The 22,055-nt window shown below is 71.7% G+C and carries 19 protein-coding genes; 2 read left to right on the forward strand and 17 right to left on the reverse strand.

Annotation, left to right across the window (positions count from 1 at the left end; translation table 11 throughout):
• Nucleotides 1-21: 21 nt before the first annotated feature.
• The 15 genes from ACF1A1_RS00570 to ACF1A1_RS00640 form a co-directional block, all read right to left on the reverse strand.
• Nucleotides 22-1,332 carry a polysaccharide lyase family 1 protein gene (locus ACF1A1_RS00570; protein WP_391643911.1) on the reverse strand — a complete coding sequence of 437 codons (1,311 nt, stop codon included), beginning with the start codon at nt 1,330-1,332 and terminating at the stop codon, nt 22-24.
• A gap of 32 nt (nt 1,333-1,364) precedes the next feature.
• Nucleotides 1,365-2,162, reverse strand: a complete 798-nt coding sequence (locus tag ACF1A1_RS00575; protein ID WP_391643913.1) for a rhamnogalacturonan acetylesterase — start codon at nt 2,160-2,162, stop codon at nt 1,365-1,367.
• Between the two features lie 158 nt (nt 2,163-2,320).
• Entirely contained in the window at nt 2,321-3,664 is a 1,344-nt protein-coding gene (locus tag ACF1A1_RS00580) for an ABC transporter substrate-binding protein (RefSeq protein WP_391643914.1), read from the reverse strand.
• A gap of 49 nt (nt 3,665-3,713) precedes the next feature.
• On the reverse strand, nt 3,714-5,720 hold the full coding sequence (locus ACF1A1_RS00585; protein ID WP_391643915.1) for a pectinesterase family protein: 2,007 nt from the start codon (nt 5,718-5,720) through the stop codon (nt 3,714-3,716).
• A 33-nt stretch (nt 5,721-5,753) separates the two neighbouring features.
• Entirely contained in the window at nt 5,754-7,289 is a 1,536-nt protein-coding gene (locus ACF1A1_RS00590) for a family 43 glycosylhydrolase (protein ID WP_391643916.1), read from the reverse strand.
• On the reverse strand, nt 7,286-8,170 hold the full coding sequence (locus ACF1A1_RS00595) for a PmoA family protein (protein ID WP_391643917.1): 885 nt from the start codon (nt 8,168-8,170) through the stop codon (nt 7,286-7,288). Before ACF1A1_RS00595 ends, ACF1A1_RS00590 begins: the two co-directional genes overlap by 4 nt.
• On the reverse strand, nt 8,170-9,324 hold the full coding sequence (locus ACF1A1_RS00600) for a Gfo/Idh/MocA family protein (RefSeq protein ID WP_391643919.1): 1,155 nt from the start codon (nt 9,322-9,324) through the stop codon (nt 8,170-8,172). Before ACF1A1_RS00600 ends, ACF1A1_RS00595 begins: the two co-directional genes overlap by 1 nt.
• Nucleotides 9,321-10,613: a polysaccharide lyase family 1 protein gene (locus ACF1A1_RS00605; protein ID WP_391643921.1), complete on the reverse strand. Its 1,293-nt coding sequence runs from the start codon at nt 10,611-10,613 to the stop codon at nt 9,321-9,323. The genes ACF1A1_RS00600 and ACF1A1_RS00605 overlap by 4 nt, the downstream gene beginning before the upstream one ends.
• Complete coding sequence (locus ACF1A1_RS00610) at nt 10,610-11,509, reverse strand: carbohydrate ABC transporter permease (protein WP_391643923.1); 900 nt, start codon at nt 11,507-11,509, stop codon at nt 10,610-10,612. The genes ACF1A1_RS00605 and ACF1A1_RS00610 overlap by 4 nt, the downstream gene beginning before the upstream one ends.
• Entirely contained in the window at nt 11,506-12,441 is a 936-nt protein-coding gene (locus tag ACF1A1_RS00615) for a carbohydrate ABC transporter permease (RefSeq protein ID WP_391643925.1), read from the reverse strand. Before ACF1A1_RS00615 ends, ACF1A1_RS00610 begins: the two co-directional genes overlap by 4 nt.
• A 118-nt stretch (nt 12,442-12,559) precedes the next feature.
• Complete coding sequence (gene araD / locus ACF1A1_RS00620; protein WP_391643927.1) at nt 12,560-14,296, reverse strand: L-arabinonate dehydratase; 1,737 nt, start codon at nt 14,294-14,296, stop codon at nt 12,560-12,562.
• On the reverse strand, nt 14,293-15,204 hold the full coding sequence (locus tag ACF1A1_RS00625) for a dihydrodipicolinate synthase family protein (RefSeq protein ID WP_391643929.1): 912 nt from the start codon (nt 15,202-15,204) through the stop codon (nt 14,293-14,295). The genes araD and ACF1A1_RS00625 overlap by 4 nt, the downstream gene beginning before the upstream one ends.
• Nucleotides 15,201-15,869 (reverse strand): GntR family transcriptional regulator, encoded by a 669-nt coding sequence (locus ACF1A1_RS00630; protein ID WP_391643931.1) that lies wholly within the window; start codon nt 15,867-15,869, stop codon nt 15,201-15,203. Before ACF1A1_RS00630 ends, ACF1A1_RS00625 begins: the two co-directional genes overlap by 4 nt.
• A 148-nt stretch (nt 15,870-16,017) precedes the next feature.
• Complete coding sequence (locus ACF1A1_RS00635) at nt 16,018-16,770, reverse strand: MBL fold metallo-hydrolase (RefSeq protein WP_391643933.1); 753 nt, start codon at nt 16,768-16,770, stop codon at nt 16,018-16,020.
• A gap of 74 nt (nt 16,771-16,844) precedes the next feature.
• Nucleotides 16,845-17,438 (reverse strand): TIGR03086 family metal-binding protein, encoded by a 594-nt coding sequence (locus ACF1A1_RS00640; RefSeq protein ID WP_391643935.1) that lies wholly within the window; start codon nt 17,436-17,438, stop codon nt 16,845-16,847.
• A 128-nt stretch (nt 17,439-17,566) separates the two neighbouring features.
• Here ACF1A1_RS00640 and ACF1A1_RS00645 point away from each other — a divergent pair, with 128 nt between their 5' ends.
• Nucleotides 17,567-18,796, forward strand: a complete 1,230-nt coding sequence (locus tag ACF1A1_RS00645; protein ID WP_391643937.1) for an MFS transporter — start codon at nt 17,567-17,569, stop codon at nt 18,794-18,796.
• Here the strand turns inward: ACF1A1_RS00645 and ACF1A1_RS00650 are convergent.
• Nucleotides 18,733-19,896, reverse strand: coding sequence for a hypothetical protein (locus ACF1A1_RS00650; RefSeq protein ID WP_391643939.1), 1,164 nt, complete (start codon nt 19,894-19,896; stop codon nt 18,733-18,735). The two genes, ACF1A1_RS00645 and ACF1A1_RS00650, sit on opposite strands and share 64 nt — an antisense overlap.
• Nucleotides 19,893-20,846: a 5-dehydro-4-deoxyglucarate dehydratase gene (locus ACF1A1_RS00655; protein ID WP_391643941.1), complete on the reverse strand. Its 954-nt coding sequence runs from the start codon at nt 20,844-20,846 to the stop codon at nt 19,893-19,895. The genes ACF1A1_RS00650 and ACF1A1_RS00655 overlap by 4 nt, the downstream gene beginning before the upstream one ends.
• A 253-nt stretch (nt 20,847-21,099) precedes the next feature.
• Between ACF1A1_RS00655 and ACF1A1_RS00660 the strand changes: the two genes are divergently transcribed.
• Nucleotides 21,100-21,909, forward strand: coding sequence for an NAD-dependent epimerase/dehydratase family protein (locus tag ACF1A1_RS00660; RefSeq protein WP_391643943.1), 810 nt, complete (start codon nt 21,100-21,102; stop codon nt 21,907-21,909).
• Nucleotides 21,910-22,055: the final 146 nt, after the last annotated feature.

Raw genomic sequence — 22,055 nt, forward strand, 5'->3', positions numbered from 1 at the left:
GGCCCGGTCACGGTGTGGAGGTCAGCAGATCTTTCCGGCGCCGGCGCGACCGCCGACGATCCCGGGGACGGCCCTGGGGGAGTCGACCTTGGTGCGCAGGGTCGGCGTCCAGCCCGCACCGGACTGGAGGGTCTCGGCGGGGATCTCCGCGTTGTGCACGGCGATCAGGTCGGTCAGCTTGCCGTTGACGTAGTTGTTCTCGGCGGTCAGCGGCGACTCGTTCCACTTCTTCAACACCTTGCCGACGCCGGTGCCGGCCGGCAGCGAGATGGCATTGTGGCTGGCGTACAGCTGAGAGGAGATGCCGACACCGAAGATGTAGTAGTCGTCCTTCTGGTCCTCGTTCACCACGTAGTGGTTGTTGTAGACGTCGACCTGTCCGAACCGCACCCGCGGAGAACGCTGGAGGATCCCGTCGAAGCGGTTGTGGTGCATGGTGACCTTGAGCTTGCCGGAGTCGATGGCGGCGAGGCCGTCGCCGTTCCCGATCAGCATGTTCTTGTCGTGGTTCTCGAAGCGGTTCCAGGACACGGTCACGTAGTTGGAGCCGCGCACGATGTCCGTCAGCCCGTCGTGCTGCTGGAAGACCTTGCCGAAGTAGACCGGCCGCTCGCTGTCGGGGTAGCGCCCGTCGGTGAACGTGTTGTGGTCGAGCCACACGTGGTCGGTGCCGTAGACGACCACGGCGTCGTACTCGGAGTTCCAGTTGCCGGTCTTGTTGTCGTCGGTCGGGTCCCACTTCGGGAAGCAGTCGAGCGGGGCCTCGATGGTGAGGTTGCGCATGATGACGTTCGAGACGCCCTTGATCTGGAGGCTGCCGCCGAGGATGCCGGAGTTCTTGCCGACGCCGACGATGGTGGTGTTGCTGGGGATGTTGGCCTTGATCGCCGAGTCCTGGTTGGCGGCGGACGCGACCCGCGCGTCCTCCTGCGGACCGCTGGCGACCTCGTCGTTGCCCCAGACGGCCGGGTCGTAGTCCTTGAGGTACTGCTGGAGGTCGTACCCCCCGGTGGCGAAGGCGTCGCAGCCCTCGGAGACGGCGTCGATCATGCCCTTGACCTTGATGATCTTGGGGGCGTCACCGCCGTCCGCCAGCGCGGCCTTGAACTCCGCCCACGTGGTGACGGTGTAGACGTGCTCGGCGTCGGCGGCGGCCCCGCCGGTGGTCCCGGTGCCGTACGACGCCCAGCCGTCGTTCGCCGGGAGGGTCTGCCGGGCGAGATCACGCGATGACTGGGCCTGCGCCGTGGTGCCGGTGACCGTCAGGGCGAGGGCGGTGCAGCCGACCACGGCGATGCTTGTGGCATGCCCATGCCATGTCTGTGCGTTCATTGTGCGGCTCTCTTTCGACGGAAGGGGGGTGGTCAGGCGGTGGCCGGCGGCCAGGTGATCCAGGAGTCCGGGATCTCCGATTCGAGCCGGCGCACGTCCCGGGGCGCCAGCACCCGGCGGTGCAGCAGCTCGGCGGCGACGAGCCGGGCCACGGCGATCGCGCCGGGCGGGTTGAAGTGGGTGTTGTCCTGCTCGGTCCCGGTCCAGTTGAAGTACGTCTTCGTCTCCTCGACCCCGAGCTTCTGCCACAGCGCGAGCGACAGCGCCTGGATGTCGAGCAGCGTGACGCCCTCCTTCTCGGCCAGCGCGCGCATCGCCGCGGGGTACTCGCCGTGAGTGGGCACGGCGTTGCCCGCCGCGTCGAACCTCCGCCGCTCGACGGGCGTCAGCAGCACGGGCCGCGCCCCACGGGCCCGGGCCCCCTCGATGTACAGCCGCAGGTAGTCCTGGTACGTCGTCCAGGGCTCGGTGTAACGGGCCGGGTCGGTGGTCTTCTCGTCGTTGTGCGCGAACTGAACGAGCAGGAAGTCGCCCGGCCGGATCGAGGCGAGGACGACGTCCAGCCGTCCCTCGTCGACGAAGCTCTTCGAACTCCGCCCGTTCACCGCGTGGTTGGAGACCGGCCGGTCCTTGTGCAGGAAGAAGGGGAGCGCCATGCCCCACCCGGTCTCGGGCGCGGCGTCGGCGAACTTCTGGGCGGCGGTGGAGTCGCCGGCGATGTAGAGGGTGCGGGGGCGGCGATCGGAGGCGTGGGCGGAGGCGGTTCCCGCCACGGCGAGCGGGACGGCGGCCAGGGCCGCGCCGGCAACCTGTCTGCGCGTGAGTGACACGACGGTGTGCCTTTCAACAGGGGATCGGACGGAAAGGGGGCGCGGGGCGGGTATCGGTGTGCGGCTTCCGCCGCGTGGGCGCGCCCCGCCACGGCCGGCCCGGGGCCCGGGCGACACCTCGGGCCCCGGACCGACCGCGGACGGCCGGGCCGGTGGGGTTATCCGGCCTGCTGCTTCCACTCGGCCTGGGCCTTGTTCAGCTGGTCGGCGAGCGTGTCCAGGAACTCCTTCGCGCTCATCTTCCCGAGCAGCACCTTCTGGAAGTTCGGCTCGTTCTCCGCCTTGGAGATCGTGTTCCAGTCCGGCAGGTAGTACGGCAGCTGCACGATCGTCGTCGAACCGTCCGACAGCGCCTGCGCCGCGAGCTTCGTCGGCTCGGCCTTGGAGACCCACGCGTCCGTCGCGGCCTCGGTGTTCGCCGGCACCTGCCCGGCGGACTCGTTGAACTTGGAGTTCTCCGCCTTGGAGACGGCGAACTCGATGAACTTCCAGGCGGCTTCCTTGTTCTTCGAGCTCTTGAACAGCCCGAGCCCGTCGACCGGGTTGGACACCTGGACCCGCTTGCCGTCGGCACCCGTCGGCTGCGGGATGCCCCGGAACTTGTCGACGCCGAGCGCCTTCACGTGGTCCTGGTAGGAGCCCAGGTTGTGGTTGAGCATGCCGATGGTGCCGGAGTCCCACTGGGCGACCATCTTGGTGAAGTCGTTGTTGAGGTCGGCCGCCGGGGTGACCGTCTTGAACAGGCCGGCGTACTTCTCCAGCGCCGCGACGTTCTTCGGGTCGTTGACCGTGGTCTTGTCACCGTTCCAGAACGAGGTGATCCCGCTCTGCCCGTACATCGCGTCCAGCGCCTGCGCGATGGAACCCGCGCCGCCGCGGATGGTGTAGCCGAACTCGTTCTTCTTGGCGTCGGTGAGCTTCTCCGCCGCCGTGTAGAACCTGTCCCAGGTCGTCGGCTCCTCCAGGCCCGCGGCCTTGAACAGGTCGGTGCGGTAGTACAGGACGCCGTTGTTGGCGGAGGTCGGGACCGAGTACAGGGTGCCGTCGCCACCGCCGGCCGCCTTGAGCGACTCGACCATGTCCTCGTTGAGCTTGCCGCTCAGGGAGGACTTGCCGAGCCGGTCGTCGAGCGGCTCGAGCGCGCCCTGCGCGGCGAACCCGGCGAGCATCGCCGCGCCGACACCGCCGACGTCCGGCAGGCCGCCGCCCTGGAGGGCGGTGTCGACCTTGGACTGGTACTCGGTGGAGGCGATGCCGACGTACTCGACGTCGATGTCCGGGTTGGCCTTCTCGAAGTCGGCGATGATCTCCTTCCAGATGTCGGTGCGGACACCGCCGTTGTTGTCCCAGAAGACGATCTTGCCTTTGCCGCTGCCCTCGGAACCCTTGTCGCCACCGGTGCCGCTGCCGTCGTCGCCGCAGGCGGTGGCGGTCAGGGTGAGCACGGCACCCAGGGCGACGGCTGTGGCGGCGCGCCTGCTTCTGCGGATGCTGATCTTCATTGGTCGGCTCTCTTCTTCTGGATCCAACTGTCTGTGAAGTTGTGGGGGGTCAGTGGTGGCGGGCGTACGGAGCCCAGTCGTCGGTGCCCCGGAGGTAGTGCGCCACGGCGTGGGACCGCGCCTGCGCGTCGCTCATCTGCGGCCGGTCCGCGGTCACGGCCGCCCCCGGCCCGACGTTCCGGTACTCGGCGAACCGCGCGTCCTTCCACGAGAACCCGCTCATGTCGGTCCACGGCGCGGACTTGATCGCGGCGGGCAGCTCGGTGTCCCGGATCAGCACCTGGGCGACCGCCGCGGGTTCCCCGCCCGGGTGCCAGGGCCGTCCGAGGTGGAAGGTCCCCGCCGGTGCGTCGCTCACGATCCTCGACCCGGTGATCAGGAACCCGTACGGGTTGCCCGTCCAGGTCGAGGCGGCGGTGATGTAGCCGTTGTTCGTGGCGGACCCGCGGCTCAGCGCCCGGATCACGGACCGCTCGATGACGGTCGTCGCCCGCCCGTAGACGAAGTCGACGTCGCCCTCGATGTAGGAGTCGCGGATGTAGACCCGGCTGACGACGTCCAGCCTGGGGCTGTCGGTCATCAGCGTGTCCTGGTTGCCCAGGAAGGCGGTGTCCTCGAAGACGATCCGGTCGCCGGTCGTCTTCATCGCCAGCGCCTGCTCGCCGTTCAGCTCGTGCGCGGCCTCGTCGAAGTCGTTGCTGAAGGTGAGGTTGCGGGCGGTGACGTCGCTCGCGGCGATCCGCACGGTCGCGCTGCCGGTGGAGCCGCCGTACGCCGCGGGCGTGTCGTAGACGATGACGGTGTCCGAGCGGTCCTGTCCAGTCCCCTGCACCAGGATGTTCGGCCTGGTCGCCGGGATGAACACCTTCTCGCGGTAGGTGCCGGGCGCGACGGCGATGGTCACCGGGACGGAGTTGCCCTCGGGCACGGCGTCCACGGCGGCCTGGACGGTCGGGTAGTGCGCCGGGACGTGCAGGGTCACCGAGTCGCCGATCCGCTTCTGCGGGCCGGAGAACCGGGTCACCAGCGCGGGCACGGCCGCCGCCGGGTCCAGCCGGTAGGCGTAGAAGTCCCGCGGGTCGAAGGCGGCGCCCCACTCGTCGTGCCGGCCCGTGGTGTTCCTCAGGATCGACCCGCGCTCCACCAACTCCGCGGTCGCATCGGCCTGGTAGGGGTGCTGGACGTCCTGGTAGTAACTGTTCTCGATGACCATCCGGGTCCTGCCGCGCGACCAGTTCCCGTACGTCCACACCGGGTCGCCCGGATCCACCTGCGCCGTCAGGTAGTTGTTGTAGAGGTGCGCGTAGGCGGCGTTGTCGACGGACGGGTTGCGCTGCTTGGTGCGGGCGAACAGGTTGTGGTCGACGGTGATCTGGGTCCTGACGTTGGTGGTCCAGCCCAGGCCGAAGGTCTTGTTGTTGTTCTCGAACCGGTTGTAGGAGACGGTGACGTACTCGCTGTCCTTGCGGACGTCGAGCTGGCCGTCGCAGATGTTCGAGAAGCGGTTGTGGTCGACCCACACGTGGTGGACGGTGTCCATCTGGATGCCGTCGAAGTCGGTGTCCTTGCAGTCCCAGTTGCCCTCGACCGCCGAGTCGCGGATCGTCAGGTTGCGGATGACCACATTGTGCGTACCGGGGTTGAGGTGCAGCTCCCCGTGCACGATCTCGCCGGTGTCGCCGACGCCGATGACGGTCTTGTCCGAGGCCACGACGATGTCCGCGCCGAAGGGCTGCACGGCGATGGAACCGGCGACCCGGATGACGTACGGCTCCTCGGCGGCCGCGTACTTCGCCAGTGAGGCCTGGTCGGTGACGGTGACGACCTTGCCGCCGGCGCCTCCGGTGGTGCCGCCGGCCAGGGAGGCGAAACCGTGGGCCCGGTCGGTCCAGCGGGAGGCGGCGGCCGGATCGGCCCGGACGTCGGCCGACTCGGTCGTGACGTCGGCAGCCTTCGCCTCACCGACCGCGCCGAGCCCCAGCGAGGCGACGAGAACGGCCACGGCGGCCGGCACGACACCGCGCCTCGGCAAGCGCTTGCTCCGGAAGTGCGTCATTGCGGCTCCCAACAGGCGTACGACAACGGTGGGTTACAGGGGTCTGATGCGGAATTCCGTGAAGGTGGCCGCCCCGGCGTGCCCCGGTCCGTCGGGAGCGACCGCGAACAGGCCGAGCAGTGCGCCGACCCAGCGCCAGGGGGTGGCGGCGAAGACCGGACCGGAGTACCGCAGGCCGTCGCCGAGGTCGTAGGCGAAGCGGCAGCGGGCGCCGGTGCCGATCTCGACGCGCAGCCGGACACGCGCGCCGGGGGCGAGCCGCGGATGGTCTGCGTCCCGTTCCCGCTCGGCCACCGCCTCGGCGAACCGGTGCACCAGGTGGACCGTCCCGTCCGCCCCGCGTTGCAGGCCGATCCAGCCGAAGGCGTCCCCGAGGACCGCGAGCCCGGCCCGGGCGCCCGGCTCCTCGCCGTGCAGCTCCAGCTCCACCTCCACCGCCGAGGGCGTGCCGGGCAGCCGCTGGGTGAGCACGTTCGGCAGGGCGCGCAGGTCGTGCGCGTCGGCCGTGCGCACGCAGGTCAGCCGCAGCCCGTCCCCGGAGTGCTGGGTGGCCCAGCCGTCATGGGGGTCCCCCCGCTCGAGCGAAGCGGGAGGGTTGGCCGTCCACTGCCACTGGCGGCCGTGGCGTCCGCCGGGGAAGTCGTCGTCGGTGGCGGGCGCGACGGGCGGCTGCGGCGCCAGGCCGGGGCGCCGGTGCACGGCGACGGGGGCCCCGTCGTCACCGATGACCGGCCAGCCGTCCGTACCCCACCGCATCGGCTGGAGGTGCACGACCCTGCCGTACGCGCCGCGCTGCTGGAAGTGCAGGAACCAGTCCTCGCCGGACGGGGTGCGCACCCAGCCGCCCTGGTGGGGGCCGTTGACGTCGGTGTCCTTCTGCTCCAGGACGATCTTCTCCTCGTAGGGGCCGAAGAAGTCCCGCGCGCGGAAGGCGCCCTGCCAGCCGGTCTCCACTCCCCCGGCGGGCGCCAGGATCCAGAACCAGCCGTCGTGCCGGTAGAGCTTGGGGCCTTCGAGGGTGAACCAGCCGGGGATGCGGTCGCCGTCGACGATCAGCTTGCCCTCGTCGAGCAGCGACGTCCCGTCGGGGTGCATCCGGTGGCCGGTGAGGCGGTTCTTGACGCCGGAGCGGGACTTCGCCCAGGCATGGACCAGATAGGCCTCCCCGGTCTCCTCGTCCCACAGGGGGCAGGGGTCGATCAGGCCCTTGCCCTCCTTCACCAGGTGCGGGCGGGTCCAGGGCCCACTGATCTCGGGGGCGTTGACCTGGAAGATGCCCTGGTCGGGGTCGCCCCAGAAGATCCAGAAGCGGTCGTCGTGGTGGCGGAGCGAAGGCGCCCAGACACCGCAGTCGTGCCGGGGCCTGCTGAACTCGTCCGCCGGCTCCAGGCGTTCGAGGGCATGACCGACGAGGGACCAGTTGACCAGGTCGCGCGAGTGCAGCAGCGGCAGGCCGGGGACGCGGCCGAAGCTGGAGGCGGTGAGGTAGAAGTCGTCGCCGACGCGCACGACGTCCGGGTCGGACCAGTCGGCGTTCAGGACAGGGTTCTCGTACGTCTCGTGCGTCACTGGCTGACCGCCTTCCGGACCAGGGACGCCGCCTCGTCGCGGCCCAGGCGGCCGTCGGCGACGACGGTGACGATGCGGCGGACGGCGGTGTCGCCGGGCGCGATCGCGAGCCGTCCGGCGGAGGCGAGGGAGGAACCGACGCCCGGGTACTCGGCGGTGCGGACGAACCAGGGGTCGCGGCGGGTGGTGTCGGTGGCACCCGCGAAGACCAGCGTCCAGCCTCCCCCGCCCCCGGCTTCGCTCGTGCGGGGGGACCCCCGTCCCGCCAGGGCGAGCCAGTCGGCGCGCCCGCCGTGGACCTCGGCCTCGCCCTCGGCGTCGGCGGTGAAGACGTCGGGGGCCGTGGCCTCCTTGCGGGCGCGCCAGAAGAAGCCGCCGTAGGCCGCGCCGGGGCGCCCGTTGGTGGCGGGGCTGCCGATCGTCACCGGGTCCGGGGTGACGTTGGTGAGGGAGAAGGTGAAGTCCAGTGCCCAGGCCGAGTCGGTGAGTGCGGTGGCCGCGACGGTACGGCGCTCGCGCAGCAGCTCGGCTCCTGCGGCCACCCAGCGCAGCTCCTCCACGAAGCCGTCGGGGTCGCGCAACTGGAAGCCGATGTGCCGCTGGGCGCCGTGGTTGTCGAGCTCGGTCGGGCCCTGGTCGCGGACGAAGGTGCGTCCGCCCCAGAAGTTGTGCCCCTCGACGTCGGGAACGGCGACACCGACGCCGAGGTGGTGGATGTGGTCGGCCGGGCTCAGTTCGGTGACCGCCGTGCCGGCCAGGGTGGTGACGGGGTGCAGATAGGGGCGGGGGGAGAGCCGGGCGGGGAGTTCGGGCCGGGTGACGTAGCGGCCGACGGGGCGGCCCGCGACGCGCAGGACGACCGGTGAGTCGGGTGCCGTCATCAGGTGCTCACCTCTTCCGGATGCGCGGTCGGGGACGCCCAGGGGGCGCCCAGTTCGGAGTAGAGGGCGAGGGTGTCGGCGGCGGCCGCGACGAGCCCGTCGATGCCGGGGACCACCCGGCGGCCCTCGTCGGGCAGCAGGTGCCAGGTGTCCTCGGATAGCCGGACGGGGTCGGGGGCGACCCGGATGGCCTCGACGACCCGCATGAACGCCTCGGTCGCGGCCGGCGGGACCAGCAGCTCGGCCCCGTCGGTGAGGTGGTCGACGAGGTTCTCCAGCAGGTCGGTGCGGCCGTACTCGAACTCCTCGGGGCCGTGGCCGGCGCGCTGGAGCAGGACGCGGTCCTGCTTGTACCAGAAGGTGATCCGGCCGCTGCTGCCGTGCACCAGGACGTACGGGTCGTCGGGGTCCTCGGCGCACAGGGTGGCGGCGACGGTGACCGGACGGCCCGCGGTGGTGGTGACCCGGACGCAGGAGGTGTCGTCGGACTCGATGGCGTTGGCGTGCGCCAGCTCGGTCTCGATGCCGGTGACGTCCTGCGCGCGGGTGGCGCCGGCCAGCGCGAGCGCGGTGGCGACGGCGTGCGCGAGCGGGTTGGTGAGGGCGCCGTCGATCACGTCGACGCCGTTCAGCCGCCGCTTGCCCGCCCAGGGCGCCCGCCGGAAGTACGACTCCGCGCGCGCCCAGGCGCCGGCCCCGCCGACCCCGGCCACCTCGCCGATCACCCCGTCGGCGATCATCCGGCGCATGGCGGGCAGGGCGTGCGAGCCCAGCGACTGGAAGCCGATCTGGCAGACGACGCCCGCCTCGGCGACCCCCTCCGCCATCCGGCGGAACTCCGCGTACGACGGCGCCGGCGGCTTCTCCAGCAGCAGGTGCACGCCCTTGCGGGCCGCGGTCAGCGCCAGGTCGGTGTGGGTGGGGATCGGGGTGCAGACGACGGCGATCCGGGCGCGGGTGGAGTCGAGCAGCGCGCCGAAGTCGGCGGACTGCTCGGGCGCGCCGAGGCCCTCCGGGATCTCGTCCGGGGTGAGCGGGGTCAGCTCGCAGACGCCCGCGAGGCGGACGATGCCCTTGTCCTGGAGCCGGCGGATGTTGTCCAGGTGCCAGCGGCCGTGGCCGCGCGCGCCCGCGAGGACGATGGGTACGGTCATGGGATCCTCCCCGCGCCCGCGCCGCGTGCCACCTCTCGGTCGGCCGTCCCGGCGCTGTCGATCTTCGTGTGCAGGGTGGGCGTCCAGCCGACGTCCGCCGTGAGATCACGCTCGCTGCCGCTGTTGTAGGTGTTGTGAATGGCGAGCAGGTCGACCGGATAGCCGTTGAAGAGGGTGCCGGTCTGGTGCAGGGCGGTGCCGTTCCAGCTCTTGACCAGGTCGGCGACCTCCACGTGCCCGGGGGTGTGGAAGACGTTGTTCTCGGCGTAGATGCCGGACTCGGTGGAGACGCCCAGGGAATAGCGGTGGTCGGCGTCGTCCTCCTCGACCACGTACCGGTTGTTGTAGAGGTGCACCTGTCCGAAGCGGACGCGTGGCGCGCGCTGGACGACCGACTCGAAGGTGTTGTGGTGCAGGGTGACCCGCAGCCTGCCGCGGTCGCCGGTCGCCGTGTCGCCGTTGCCGATCAGCATCGCCTTGTCGTGGTCGGCGAACCGGCTCCAGGAGACGGTGACCAGGTCGGAGCCGTTGGTGATGTCCAGCAGGCCGTCGTGGCGGAGGTGGTTGCGGCCGAAGTAGGTGGGTTCGGCCGCGTCCGGGTGGCCCTTGTCGGAGGCGGTGACGTGGTCGACCCACACGTGCGTCGCGCCGGCCAGCCAGACGTTGTCGTACGCCGTCTTCCAGTCGCCGAGGCCGCCGGTGTTGGGCTGCCAGACGGGGAAGCAGTCGTAGGCGTCGCGCAGGTCGAGGTTGCGGAGGATGACGTTGTCCGCGTTCCTGACCTGGAGGCTGGCGCCCTTGAGGACGGCGCCCTTGCCCAGCCCGACGATGGTGGTGTTCGAGCCGACGGGCAGGACGACCCGCTCGGCCTGCCGGGCGGCGGAGGCCTGGCGGGCCTCCTCCTGCGGGCCGCTGGGCTTGGCCGAACCCCAGGTGCGGGGGTCGTAGGCGGCCAGGTACTTCTTCAGGTCGTAGCCGTCGGTGGCGTAGTCGGCGCAGTCCACGTGGTCGCCGTCGTCGTCGGTGTTGGCGTCGATCGTCCCGGCGATCCTGATGATCTTCGGGGTGTCGCTGCCGTGGTCGAGGGCGCGGACCAGGCCGGCGCGGTCGGTGACCGTGTACACGTGGGCGTCGTCGGCGGCGGCGCCGCCCGTGGTGCCGCCCTCGGCCGAGGCCCAGCCGTCGTTCGGGGCGAGGATGTCGCGGCTGATGTCACGGGCCTCGGCGTGGGCGGGGACGCACAGGAGCCCGAGCGTCCCCGCCACCACGGCGATATGACGTGCTCTCATCCCTTCACCGCCCCCGCGCTGAAGCCCGTGATCAGCCACTTCTGGATGAAGGCGAAGACGATGACGACGGGGACGGCCGCGATGATGCCGCCCGCGGCGAGCGCGCCGAGGTCGACGCTGTCCGCGCTCATCAGGGTGTTGAGGCCGACCGGGATCGTCTGCTTGTCCTGGTTGTTCAGGAACATCAGGGCGAACAGGAAGTGGTTCCAGGAGTGGACGAAGGCGAAGGAGCCGACGGCGATCAGTCCGGGCCGCAGCAGCGGCAGGACGACGATCCGGAAGGCCGTCATGCGGTTGCAGCCGTCGACCCAGGCCGCCTCCTCCAGCGAGTACGGCACGTTCTTGATGAAGTTGCTGATCAGGATCATCGACAGCGGCAGTTGGAAGACGGTCTCCGCGATGATGACGCTGCCCAGCGAGTTGATCATCTGGAGCTCGGCGAAGATCTCGAACAGCGGGACCAGGAGCAGCGCGCCCGGCACGAACTGGGAGCAGAGCAGGGCCAGCATGAAGGCCTGCTTGATCTTGAAGTCGAAGCGGGCGAGGGCGTAGCCGCCGGCCAGCGCGACCACGGTCGTCATGACCAGGGTGGCGACACCGACGAGCAGGCTGTTCTGGAAGTAGGTGCCGAAGCTGCGTTCCGTCCAGACCTTGTCGAAGTGGTCGAAGGTCATCGGCCAGGGCACCAGCGAGGTCGAGCCGGCCGGGCGCAGGGCGAAGAGCAGGATCCAGTAGAAGGGGATGAGGGTGAAGACGAGGTAGATCGACAGGGGCAGGTAGATCTGCCAGCGCGGAACCTCGTCCCAGGAGCGGTTCTTCCTGCGCGGCCGCTGCTCGGTCGCGGTGGGGACGCTCACGGGCGTGGGCGCCACCTCGGTGGCCTCCTTGGTGATCACTTGGCCTCACTTCCGAACTTGCTCAGCCGCAGATAGACCATCGAGCAGAAGAGCAGGATCACGAACGCGACCGTGGTCAGGGCGGACGCGTAGCCGAAGTTGTGGGCGTCGACGGAGGTGTTGGCGATGTAGAGCGGCAGCGTCGTGGTCTCGCCCGCGGGTCCGCCGCCGGTCAGGGTGTAGAGCAGGTCGACGTTGTTGAACTCCCACACCGCGCGCAGCAGCGTGGACAGGATGATGGCGTCCTTCAGGTGCGGCAGCGTGATGTGCCAGAACTGCTTGAACCTGCTCGCCCCGTCGACCTCGGCCGCCTCGTACAGGTCCTTCGAGACGGACTGGAGGTCGGCGAGGATCAGGATCGCGAAGAAGGGGACACCGCGCCACAGGTCGGCGACGATCGCCGCCGGGAAGACGGTGGAGGTGTCCGACAGCCAGCTGGTGCCGTAGGAGCCGATGCCCATGTCCGCGAGGTAACGGGTGATGCCGGTCTGGGAGTTGTAGAGCAGCACCCAGATCGCGGAGGTCAGGACGCCGGAGACGGCCCACGGGGAGAAGACCAGGGCGCGTCCCATCGCCCGGCCCACGAAGGTCTGGTTGACGATGAGCGCCAGCGCCAGGCCGAACAGCAGCTGGAGCCCGACCTCGACGAAGACCCACTTGGCGCTGAAGGTCAGCGTGTCCCAGAAGACGGGGTCCTCGGTGAAGGCGTGGACGAAGTTGTCGAAGCCCGCGTAGCCGTTCCGCCACGGTTTGGTGGGGTTGTAGTTCTGCAGGCTGTAGTAGAAGACGCTGATCACCGGGTAGGCGATGAAGCCCAGCATGAGCAGGGCCGCCGGGGCGATCAGCAGGTACGGCAGTCTGCGCGGCGTGGCGGAGGCACGGCGCCGCCGGGGTGGCGCGGGCGGTTTCGCCACGGCTGCGGCTTGGGCCATGACTGTTCTCCGTTCTCGTACTTCGTGTGTGCGTCGTGCGTGCGTCGTGCGTGCGTCGTTCAGGAAGCGCTTTCTCCAGGTGCGTGATCGGCTCTTGGCCGAGCGGGTGGTACCGGGGTCAGCCCGCGTACGGGTCCTGCACCTTGCCCGGCCGGGCCAGGAACTCGAAGTCGCAGCCCGTGTCGGCCTGGGTGATCTGTTCGTTGTAGAGCGCGCCGTAGCCGCGCTCGTAGCGGGTGGGCGGCGGCGTCCACTGTGCCCGGCGCCGCTCCAGCTCCTCGTCGTCCACGTGGAGCTGGAGGGAGCGGGCCGCGACGTCGAGGGTGATCGAGTCCCCCGTGCGCACCAGGGCGAGGGGTCCGCCGACGTACGACTCGGGTGCCACGTGCAGCACGCACGCGCCGTAACTCGTGCCGCTCATCCGGGCGTCGGAGATCCGGACCATGTCCCGCACGCCCTGCTTGAGCAGGTGGTCGGGGATGGGCAGCATGCCGTACTCGGGCATGCCCGGGCCGCCCTTGGGGCCGGCGTTGCGCAGCACCAGGACGCTGTCCGCGGTGATGCCCAGCGAGGGGTCGTTGATGGTCCGCTGCATGGTCCGGTAGTCGTCGAAGACGACCGCGGGGCCGGTGTGCTTGAGCAGGTGCTGCTCGGCGGGGATGTGCTTGATGACCGCGCCGTCCGGGCAGAGGTTGCCGCGCAGCACGGCCACCCCGCCCTCGCTCGCGACCGGGTTGTCCCGGGGCCGGATCACGTCGTCGTTGTGCACCCGCGCGTCGGCGATCTGCTCGCGCAGGGTGTCGTACGCGACCGTCGGCCGGTCGAGGTGGAGCAGGTCCGGGATCCGGGAGAGGAACCCGGGGAGGCCGCCCGCGAAGTGGAAGTCCTCCATGAGGTACTTCTGGCCGCCCGGGCGGACGTTGGCGAGGACGGGGACCGTGCGGGCGATGCGGTCGAAGTCGTCGAGGGTGAGCCTGACGCCGGACCGGCCCGCCATGGCGATCAGGTGGATCACGGCGTTGGTGGAGCCGCCGAGGCCGAGGACGGTGGTGACGGCGTCCTCGAAGGCGTCGCGGGTGAGGATGTCGTTCAGCGTCCGGTCCCGGTGGACCAGGTCGACGACGCGCAGGCCCGCCGCGGCGGCCATGCGGTCGTGCCCGGAGTCGACGGCCGGGATGCTCGACGCCCCCGGCACGGTCACCCCCAGGACCTCCGCCGCGGCCGTCAGCGTGGACGCCGTCCCCATCGTCATGCAGTGGCCGGGCGAGCGGGCGAGGCCGTTCTCCAGCTCGGTCATCTCGCAGTCGCCGATGAGGCCGGCGCGCTTGTCGTCCCAGTACTTCCACATGTCGGTGCCGGAGCCGAGGACCTCGTTGCGCCAGTGGCCCGGCAGCATGGGCCCGGCGGGCACGAAGACGGTCGGCAGGTCGACGCTGGCCGCGCCCATGAGCAGGGCGGGGGTCGTCTTGTCGCAGCCGCCCATCAGGACGGCGCCGTCGACCGGGTACGACCGCAGCAGCTCCTCGGTCTCCATCGCGAGCATGTTGCGGTAGAGCATCGGGGTCGGCTTCTGGAAGGTCTCGCTGAGGGTGGAGACCGGGAACTCCAGCGGGAAACCGCCCGCCTGCCACACCCCGCGCTTCACGGCCTGGGCGCGGTCGCGCAGGTGGACGTGGCAGGGGTTGATGTCGGACCAGGTGTTGAGGATCGCGATGACGGGCTTGCCGAGGTGTTCCTCGGGGAGGTAGCCGAGCTGGCGGGTGCGGGCGCGGTGGCTGAAGGAACGCAGCCCCTCGGTGCCGTACCACTGATGGCTTCGGAGGTCCTCGGGGCGCTTCCTGGCGGTCTCGGTCATATGGACCACCCGGCGGCGATGGCGGCGACCTCCGCGCGCTCGTCCTCGGGCAGCGGCCTGCTCGGCGGGCGGACCTCGCGGCGGCACAGTCCGAGGGAGGCGAGGGCCTCCTTGACGACGGTGACGTTGTTGGCGGAGCCGTTGGCGGCGCGCAGTTCCTCGAAGCGGCGGATCTGCTCCCAGACCTTCATGGCGGCCGGGTAGTCACCGGATCTCAGCGCCTCGATCATGTTCAGCGAAACGGCCGGGGCGACGTTCACCAGGCCGGAGGTGAAGCCGGTGGCGCCCGCGGAGAAGTAGGAGGGGGCGTACGGCTCGGCCAGGCCGGCGACCCAGACGAACCGTTCCAGCCCGGCGTCGCGGGCGAAGGCGGCGAAGCGGGCCGCGTCCGGGACGGCGTACTTCACGCCGATCACGTTCGGGCAGGCGTCGGCGAGTTCGGCGAGCCGGCCGCCGGTGAGCTGCGCGTTGCGGATGTACGGGACGACACCCAGCTCGGGCACGGCCTCGGCGATGGCGCGGTGGTAGTCGACCCAGCCGCTCTGCGAGACGTAGGGGTGGACGGGCTGGTGGACCATCACCATCTGCGCGCCGAGGTCGCGGGCGTGGCGGGCGGAGGCGACGGCGGTGGGGACGTCGTGTCCGACGCCGACCAGGATCACGGCGCGGTCGCCGGACTCGTCGATGGTCATCTCCGTGACCAGGCGGCGCTCCTCGGGGGTGAGGGCGTAGAACTCGCCGGTGTTGCCGTTGGGCGTGAGGGTGGTGACCCCGCCGTCGAGCAGACGGCGCAACAGGGCCCGGTGGGCGTCCTGGTCGACGGAGCCGTCCTCGGCGAAGGGGGTCACCGGGATGGCCACGACGTCGGCCAGGGCCGCCCGTTGGGTCTCGAACGCCACGCTGCTCATTCCTGACCTTCCTGTCCCGGCGCCGTGTCCCCGGCCTCGGGGAAGGCGCGCTGCACGAACGACGCGATATGGGCGTGGAGGGCGCCGGCCGCACCGTCCGCGTCGCCGTCCAGGGCGAGCCGCAGGATCTCGCGGTGTTCGCAGGCCTCCCGCTCCCAGGAGGGCGAGGCCGCCCACGCGACGGCGGAGACCAGGGCGGCCTGGTCGCGGACCTCGTCCAGCATCCGGCCGAGCAGCGGGTTGCCGCACGGCAGGTAGAGGGCGCGGTGGAACTCGCGGTTGGCGAGGGACCGTTCGGCGGTGTCGGTCGCCTGGTCGGCCCGGGTCAGCGCGGAACGGGCGGCCTCGAGGGAGGCCCCGCGCCGCACGGCGCGCTTCAGCGCCTCGGGCTCCAGCAGCAGCCGCACGTCGTAGACCTCGCGCGCCATGTCCGCGTCCACCATGCGCACCGTGACGCCCTTGTACTGGCTCATGACGACCAGTCCGGTGCCGGCGAGGGTCTTGAGCGCCTCGCGCACCGGGGTCTTGGAGACCCCGAACTGTGCGGCGAGCTCGGTCTCGACCAGCGCCTGACCCGGCGTCAACTGCCCGGTGAGGATGCGGCGTTTGATCTCCTCCAGCACGTACTGCGTGCGGGACGGGATCGGCGTGGGCACAGAGGTCATGCGCGCCTCTCGGATGGATGTCGCGTATCTGATCTCGCGTATCGCGTCTCATATATGACGTACGAAGTACGACGCGTTGAAGGTAGGAGGGGCCCCGTGTTTCGTCAATGCTTCTGACAGAGGAAATCGGGGTTGCGCGGAAAAGGTGTCAGAGCGAGAGGGTGACGCCCTCGACCGCGGCACGGGTGGGGCCGCCGAACGCGACACCGGCCCGCGCGGTCGCGGACTCCCTGGTCAGCGTGGGCCCGACGTGGGTGACGACCAGCTCGCGCACACCGGCCTTGCGGGCGGCGTCGCCGGCGTCCTCCGGCGTGAGGTGCACCTGTTCGCCTTCGCGATGCCGGTCGATGTCCGCCTCGCACAGGAACAGGTCGGCCCCCAGGGCGAGGTCGGTGAGCGCGCCGCACGGCCCGCTGTCCCCGGAGTACGCGAGGACACTGCCCTGGCACTCGGCGCGCAGCCCGTACGCCTCGGTGTCGTGGACCACCGCGCGCGAGGTGAGCCGGAGGTTCCAGTGCCGTACGGCATGCCCGTCGTACAGCGGCCGGAAGTCGAGGACACCGCTCAGGAACCGGACGTCCGGCCGCCCGAGGAACCCGGCGAGCCGCTGGGCGCAGTCCGCCAGGGCGTACACCGGCAGGGGGGCCGGCGGGGTGAGGCCGCCGTGGGCCAACGCGTAGTAGGCGGCGAGGAGGTCGGCGCTGTGGTCGGCGTGCAGATGGGAGATCCAGATCGCCGTGAGCCGCCGCGGATCCGTGTGCCGCTGCAACCCGGCGAACGTCCCGGTCCCCGCGTCCACCCACACCTCGGCACCCCCGCCGCGCAGCAGGTACCCGGAACAGGGACGGTCCGGCCCCGGGTGCGGGGAGGCGGTACCGAGGACGGTGAGGCTGAGGGGCATGGTGGGGAGCGTACGGTTCCTCCCCGCCGGACGCGCCCTGATTACCTCCGTCTACGACGTGCTCATCGGGCCGGCTACGGCGTCCAGCCCGGATCACGCCCGCTCAGTCCGACGGCTTGGTCGAGCAGCGGGGCGTCCTGCGGGACGGGCACGACGGGACCGAAGATCCCGCCCCCGCGGCCGGGCTCCTCGGCGACGGCCCGCAGGAACGCGCAGCACGCCCGCAGCGCCGCCGGGTCGGGCACGTACTCCTGCCCGGTGGCCCGCGCCAGGTCCCAGCCGTGGATGACCAGCTCGTCGGCGGCCACGGCGCCCGCCACCGCGCCGGGCAGGTCGACGCCGCCTGCCCGGGTCGTGCCCGTCCAGGCGGCGGGGTCCCGCCAGGCGTCGGCGAGTTCGCCGAGCACCCTGGGCAGCTCCTCGCGCCAGCCGGGGCCGATGTCGGGCAGGGCGGCGTCCGGGGCGGTGTCCGTCGTGGGGCCCAGGTCCTTGCGTCCGGCGTCACGGAAGGCGACGGCGAGGCCCGCCAGATGCCCGAGCATGGTGCGCACGGCGTAGCCCGGGCAGGGCGTGGCGTCCGCGAGCTGGTCGTCCCGCACCCCTTCCGCGAGGCGCGCCACGATCCGGGCCTGCGGTCCGAGGTCGAGAGTGGTGGTCGTGTCGGTCATGTGGGGTGGACCGGCGGCGGCCCGGAAACTCATCGCTCCGGTCGGACACCGGGCATCGTGCCGCCGGGACCGCTCTAGGGCATCTGCCCGATGCCCGCCCGGCCGCCTTAGATCCACGATGACCAGGCATGACGAAGACGACGACATGGTCCGTGGTGCGCGTCCTGCGCGACCGCGACGCGGCGCTGCACCTCGCCGCCCTGGTGCTCTCCGGTTTCGGCACCTCCGCGCTGTGGCTGGCGTCCGGGGTGTGGGTCAAGGACCTCACCGGTTCGGACGGGCTGGCCGCGCTGTGCACGTTCGCCCTGTGGGTGCCGACCGTGGCCGGCCCGGCGCTGGGCCCGCTCGCCGACCGCACCCGCCGCAAGCCCCTGCTGATCGCGCTCAACCTGCTCCTCGCGGCCCTGCTGCCGGCCCTCCTCGCCGTCGACTCCCCGAGCGGCCTGTGGCTGCTGTTCACGGTCCTGCTGGTCTACGGCACGGTGTCGGTCGTCCACGAGGCCGCGAAGTCCGCGCTGGTCGCCACCGCCGTCGACCCCGGTCTCCTCGGCGACTTCAACGGCCTGCGCACCACGGCCGTCGAGGGCATGAAGCTGCTGGCCCCCCTGGCCGGCGCGGGCGTGTACGCGGCCTACGGCGGCCCGAGCGTGGCGCTCCTGGACGCGGCGACCTTCGCGGGTGCGGCCCTGCTGTACTCCTGCGTCCGGGTGCGCGAGAGCAGGCCCGGGCCGTCGGCGAGTGGCCGGCGGGAGCGGACGGCGGAGGGCGCCCGGCACCTGCTGCGGGACCCGCGGCTGCGGCCCCTGGTCCTGGCCGGCGGGACGACGATGCTGTTCGCGGGGTTCAACGGCGCGCTGGTCCACGCCGTCGTCGAGGGCCTCGGCCACTCCCCCGCGTACACGGGTGTGCTCTACGCCGTCCAGGGCGCCGGGTCCGTCGCGATCGGGCTGCTCACCGGGCCCGCCCTGCGCCGGCTGGGCGAGCGGCGGTTCGCGGCGGCCGGCATCACGCTCACCGGCGTGGCGGTGGCGCTGCGGGCGGTGCCGTCCGACGTGGTGGCCCTGGCGTGCAGCGCGGCGATCGGTGTGGGGCTGCCCTGTGTGCTGGTCGCCGCGCTCACCGCCGTACAGCGCGAGACGCCGGACCGGCTGCTGGGGCGGGCCACCGCCACCGCCCACACCCTGATGTTCGCGCCGAACGCGGTCGGGCTGGGCGTGGGGGCGGCCCTGGTCGAACTGGCCGACCACCGGCTGTTGCTGGCCGTCCTGGGCGTCGCGCAGCTGGCGGTGCTGGCTCAGAGCGCGCTGAGCCCCTTGCGCACGGCCTCCAGGTCGCCGTCGGACGCCAACCCCGCGTGATAGAGCCGGATCTCGGTGGCCCCCAGCTCCCGCGCGCGGGCCGCGTCGGCCGCGAGCGTGCCGGGGCTGCCGCCCATGCCGGAGACGACGGTGAGGTTCGCGGCGATCACGGCTCCCTCCCGGTCCTGCTCGGCGAAGGGCGTGAGCAGGCCGGGGCCGCCCGCGCAGGGCACGACGACCCCGTCCGCGACGGACAGGACGTGCGCCGGGTCGACGCCCGGGTTGGCACCGACGTGGTGGGTCACGGGGTCGGCGTGCAGCAGCACCTGGAAGCCCTCCGGTGCCGCCGAGCGGACGGCCGCGACCGCCGCCTCCTGGAGGCTGCGGGCCGTCGCGTCGCGCCACGCGCGCGTGGCCGCCGCCGTCCCCTCCCCGAGGAGCTTCTCGACACCCGCCCAGCTCCCCTCGTCGGGTGCCCCCTGCCACAGCGGCTCCAGCGCGGTCCGTACGGCCGCCGCCAGCTCGTCCGCGTCCAGGCCCTGCGCGCCGTAGCCCTCCCGGCAGGCCGGGCAGAAGCAGAGCGCCATCAGGTACTGCCCGGCGTCCCCGAGACCGACCCCGCCGGTCTTGTCGTGGGCGTGCAGGTGCTGGAGGCCGTACCAGCCGAGGGACTCCAGCTCGGTGCCGACCGCGCCGGGCCGTACGGCGGCCTCGGCGGCCAGGTCGACGAGGTACGCGCGGGTGGCGGGCTGCGCGATGCACGGGGCCCACGGGTAGCGGTCGCCGTAGGCGTTGACCACCGAGGTGTCCGGATGCTCGGCGCCCAGGCGCGAGTTGTGCGCGAGCACCACCCAGGTGTGCACCTCCAGACCGGCCCCGGCGAGCGCGGCGGCGGCCTCGCCCCAGGCGTCGCCGGGAGCCCAGTCGCCGGCCGGGTAGGGGCGCAGGGTGCGGCCGTCCCACCGCTCGTCCGCCGGGTACAGCACGGCCGCGTGCTCGGCGGTGACGATGCGGTGGCGCGGGTGGCGCGGGGTGAGGGCGCGGGTGGAGTGGTAGGCGGCGGCGAGCGTCACCTGTGGCACGCCGAGCGCGGCGATGCGGGCCGGGGCCTCCGGGTCCCCGTTGACGTCCCACGGGTAGACGAATGTCGACGCCTTCACTGGTCCTCCGTCATGTCCTCTTCGAGCAGCGCGTATCCGCGCTCGATCACCTGGGCGAGCTGCTTGACATGATCCTCGCCCGGCTCGTGCAGCGGGGGCCGAACCTCGCCGACGTCCAGTCCGCGCAGCCGGACGCCGGCCTTGACCAGGGAGACGGCGTAGCCGCGGCCCTGGGCGCGCAGTTCGACGAACGGGCGGTAGAAGCCGTCCAGCAGGCGGTGCTCGGTGGTCGGGTCGCCGGTGGTGAGCGCCCGGTGGAAGGCGAGGGCGATCTCGGGGGCGAAGCAGAAGACGGCCGACGAGTAGAGGGTGACGCCGATGCCGTGGTAGGCGAGCTGGGTCTGTTCGGCGGTCGGCAGACCGTTGAAGTAGAGGAAGTCGCCGGGCACCTCGGTGCGGACGGCGCTGACGATCCGCTGCATGAGGTCGAGGTCGCCGAGCCCGTCCTTGAGGCCGATGACGCCCTCGGTGCGGGCCAGGCCGACGACGGTCTCCGGGGTGAGGACGACGTTGTCGCGCTGGTAGACGATCACCGGGAGCGGGGTCGCGGCCGCCACCTCCCGGTAGTGGCGCAGCAGTCCCTCCTGGCCGGCGACGACGAGGTAGGGCGGCATCGCGAGCAGGCCGTCCGCCCCGGCCGCGTGCGCGAGCCGCGCGTACCGCACCGCGAGCGCGGTCCCGTAGCCGGCGCCCGCGACGACCGGCACCCGCCCGCCGGTCTCCTCCACCGCCGCCCGCACGCAGAGTTCGAACTCCTCCGGTGTGAGCGCGTGGAACTCCCCGGTGCCGCAGCACGCGAAGACGGCCGCCGCGCCGGCCGCGACCCCCCGGCGGACGTGCGCCCGGTAGGCGTCGAGGTCGACGGAGCCGTCGGGACCGAAGGCGGTGACGGGGAAGAACAGCGGTCCGCTGGGGACACGCAGGCGTGCGGCGAGCGGGGCTGACGTCACGGGCTCTCCCTCGGACTGGCACGGACTACGCACAACACTCATGTCTCTGATCAGCGTCCATATTTCTGAACACGGTCACCCTAAGGACGCCCTTCCGCGCCGGTCAAGCTCCCCAAACCGCGTCCCACAGGCGGATTCACCGACTCCGCGCGCCACTTGACGGGGCGTGGCGACGCTCCTTAGCGTGTCCATGCATGTGAATATCGTCCATGCATGCGGCCCTGTGCCTGCGTCGACCCAAGGAGACCCGAGGATGCCCGCTCCGCGCACCGTCCTGCTCACCGGCGCCGCCGGTGGCCTCGGCACCCTGATGCGGGAGCTGCTCCCCGGCTACGGCTACGAGCTGCGCCTGCTCGATCTGCGCCCGATCGACGGCGAGCCGGACGCGATCGTCGCGGACCTCGCCGACAAGGACGCCGTACGGGAGGCCGTACGGGGCGTCGACGCGATCATCCACCTCGCGGGCATCTCCCTGGAAGCCCCCTTCGAGAAGATCCTCAAGGCGAACATCGAGGGCACCTACCACCTGTACGAGGCCGCCCGCGAGGAGGGCGTCGGCCGGATCGTCTTCGCCTCCTCCAACCACGCGGTCGGCTTCACCCCCCGCCCCCAGGGCGACGACCCGCTGATCCCGGTCGACACCCCGCGCCGCCCGGACACCTTCTACGGCCTGTCCAAGTGCTTCGGCGAGGACCTCGCCCAGCTCTACTGGGACAGGCACGGCCTGGAGACCGTGTCGGTGCGCATCGGCTCCTGCTTCCCCGAGCCGACCAGCGTGCGCATGCTGTCGGTGTGGATGAGCCCGGCCGACGGCGCCCGCCTCTTCCACGCGGCCCTGACCGCCGAGAACGTCGGCCACACCGTCGTCCACGGCTCCTCCGCCAACACCCGGCTGTGGTGGGACCTCGGCAGCGCCCGGGCGCTCGGCTACGAGCCGCAGGACGACTCCGAGCCGTACGCCGAGAAGCTGATCGCCGAGCAGGGCGAGCTGGACCCCGACAACATCGCGCACGCCTACCTGGGCGGCCACTTCGTCAGCGACCCGCCGATCTGGCCGTACTGACCGGAACAGGACCACAGCGGCGGGGGGGGGGGGGGCCCCCCCCCCCCCCCCCCCCCCCCCCCCCCCCGCGGGGGGGGGGGGGGGCCCCCCCAAACGGAGCACAACCCCCTAACCGCCGGAGGCGAATCGCTTCTGCGCCACTCATA

The sequence above is a fragment of the Streptomyces sp. NPDC014995 genome, from assembly GCF_043080745.1.
Taxonomy (GTDB): Bacteria; Actinomycetota; Actinomycetes; order Streptomycetales; family Streptomycetaceae; genus Streptomyces.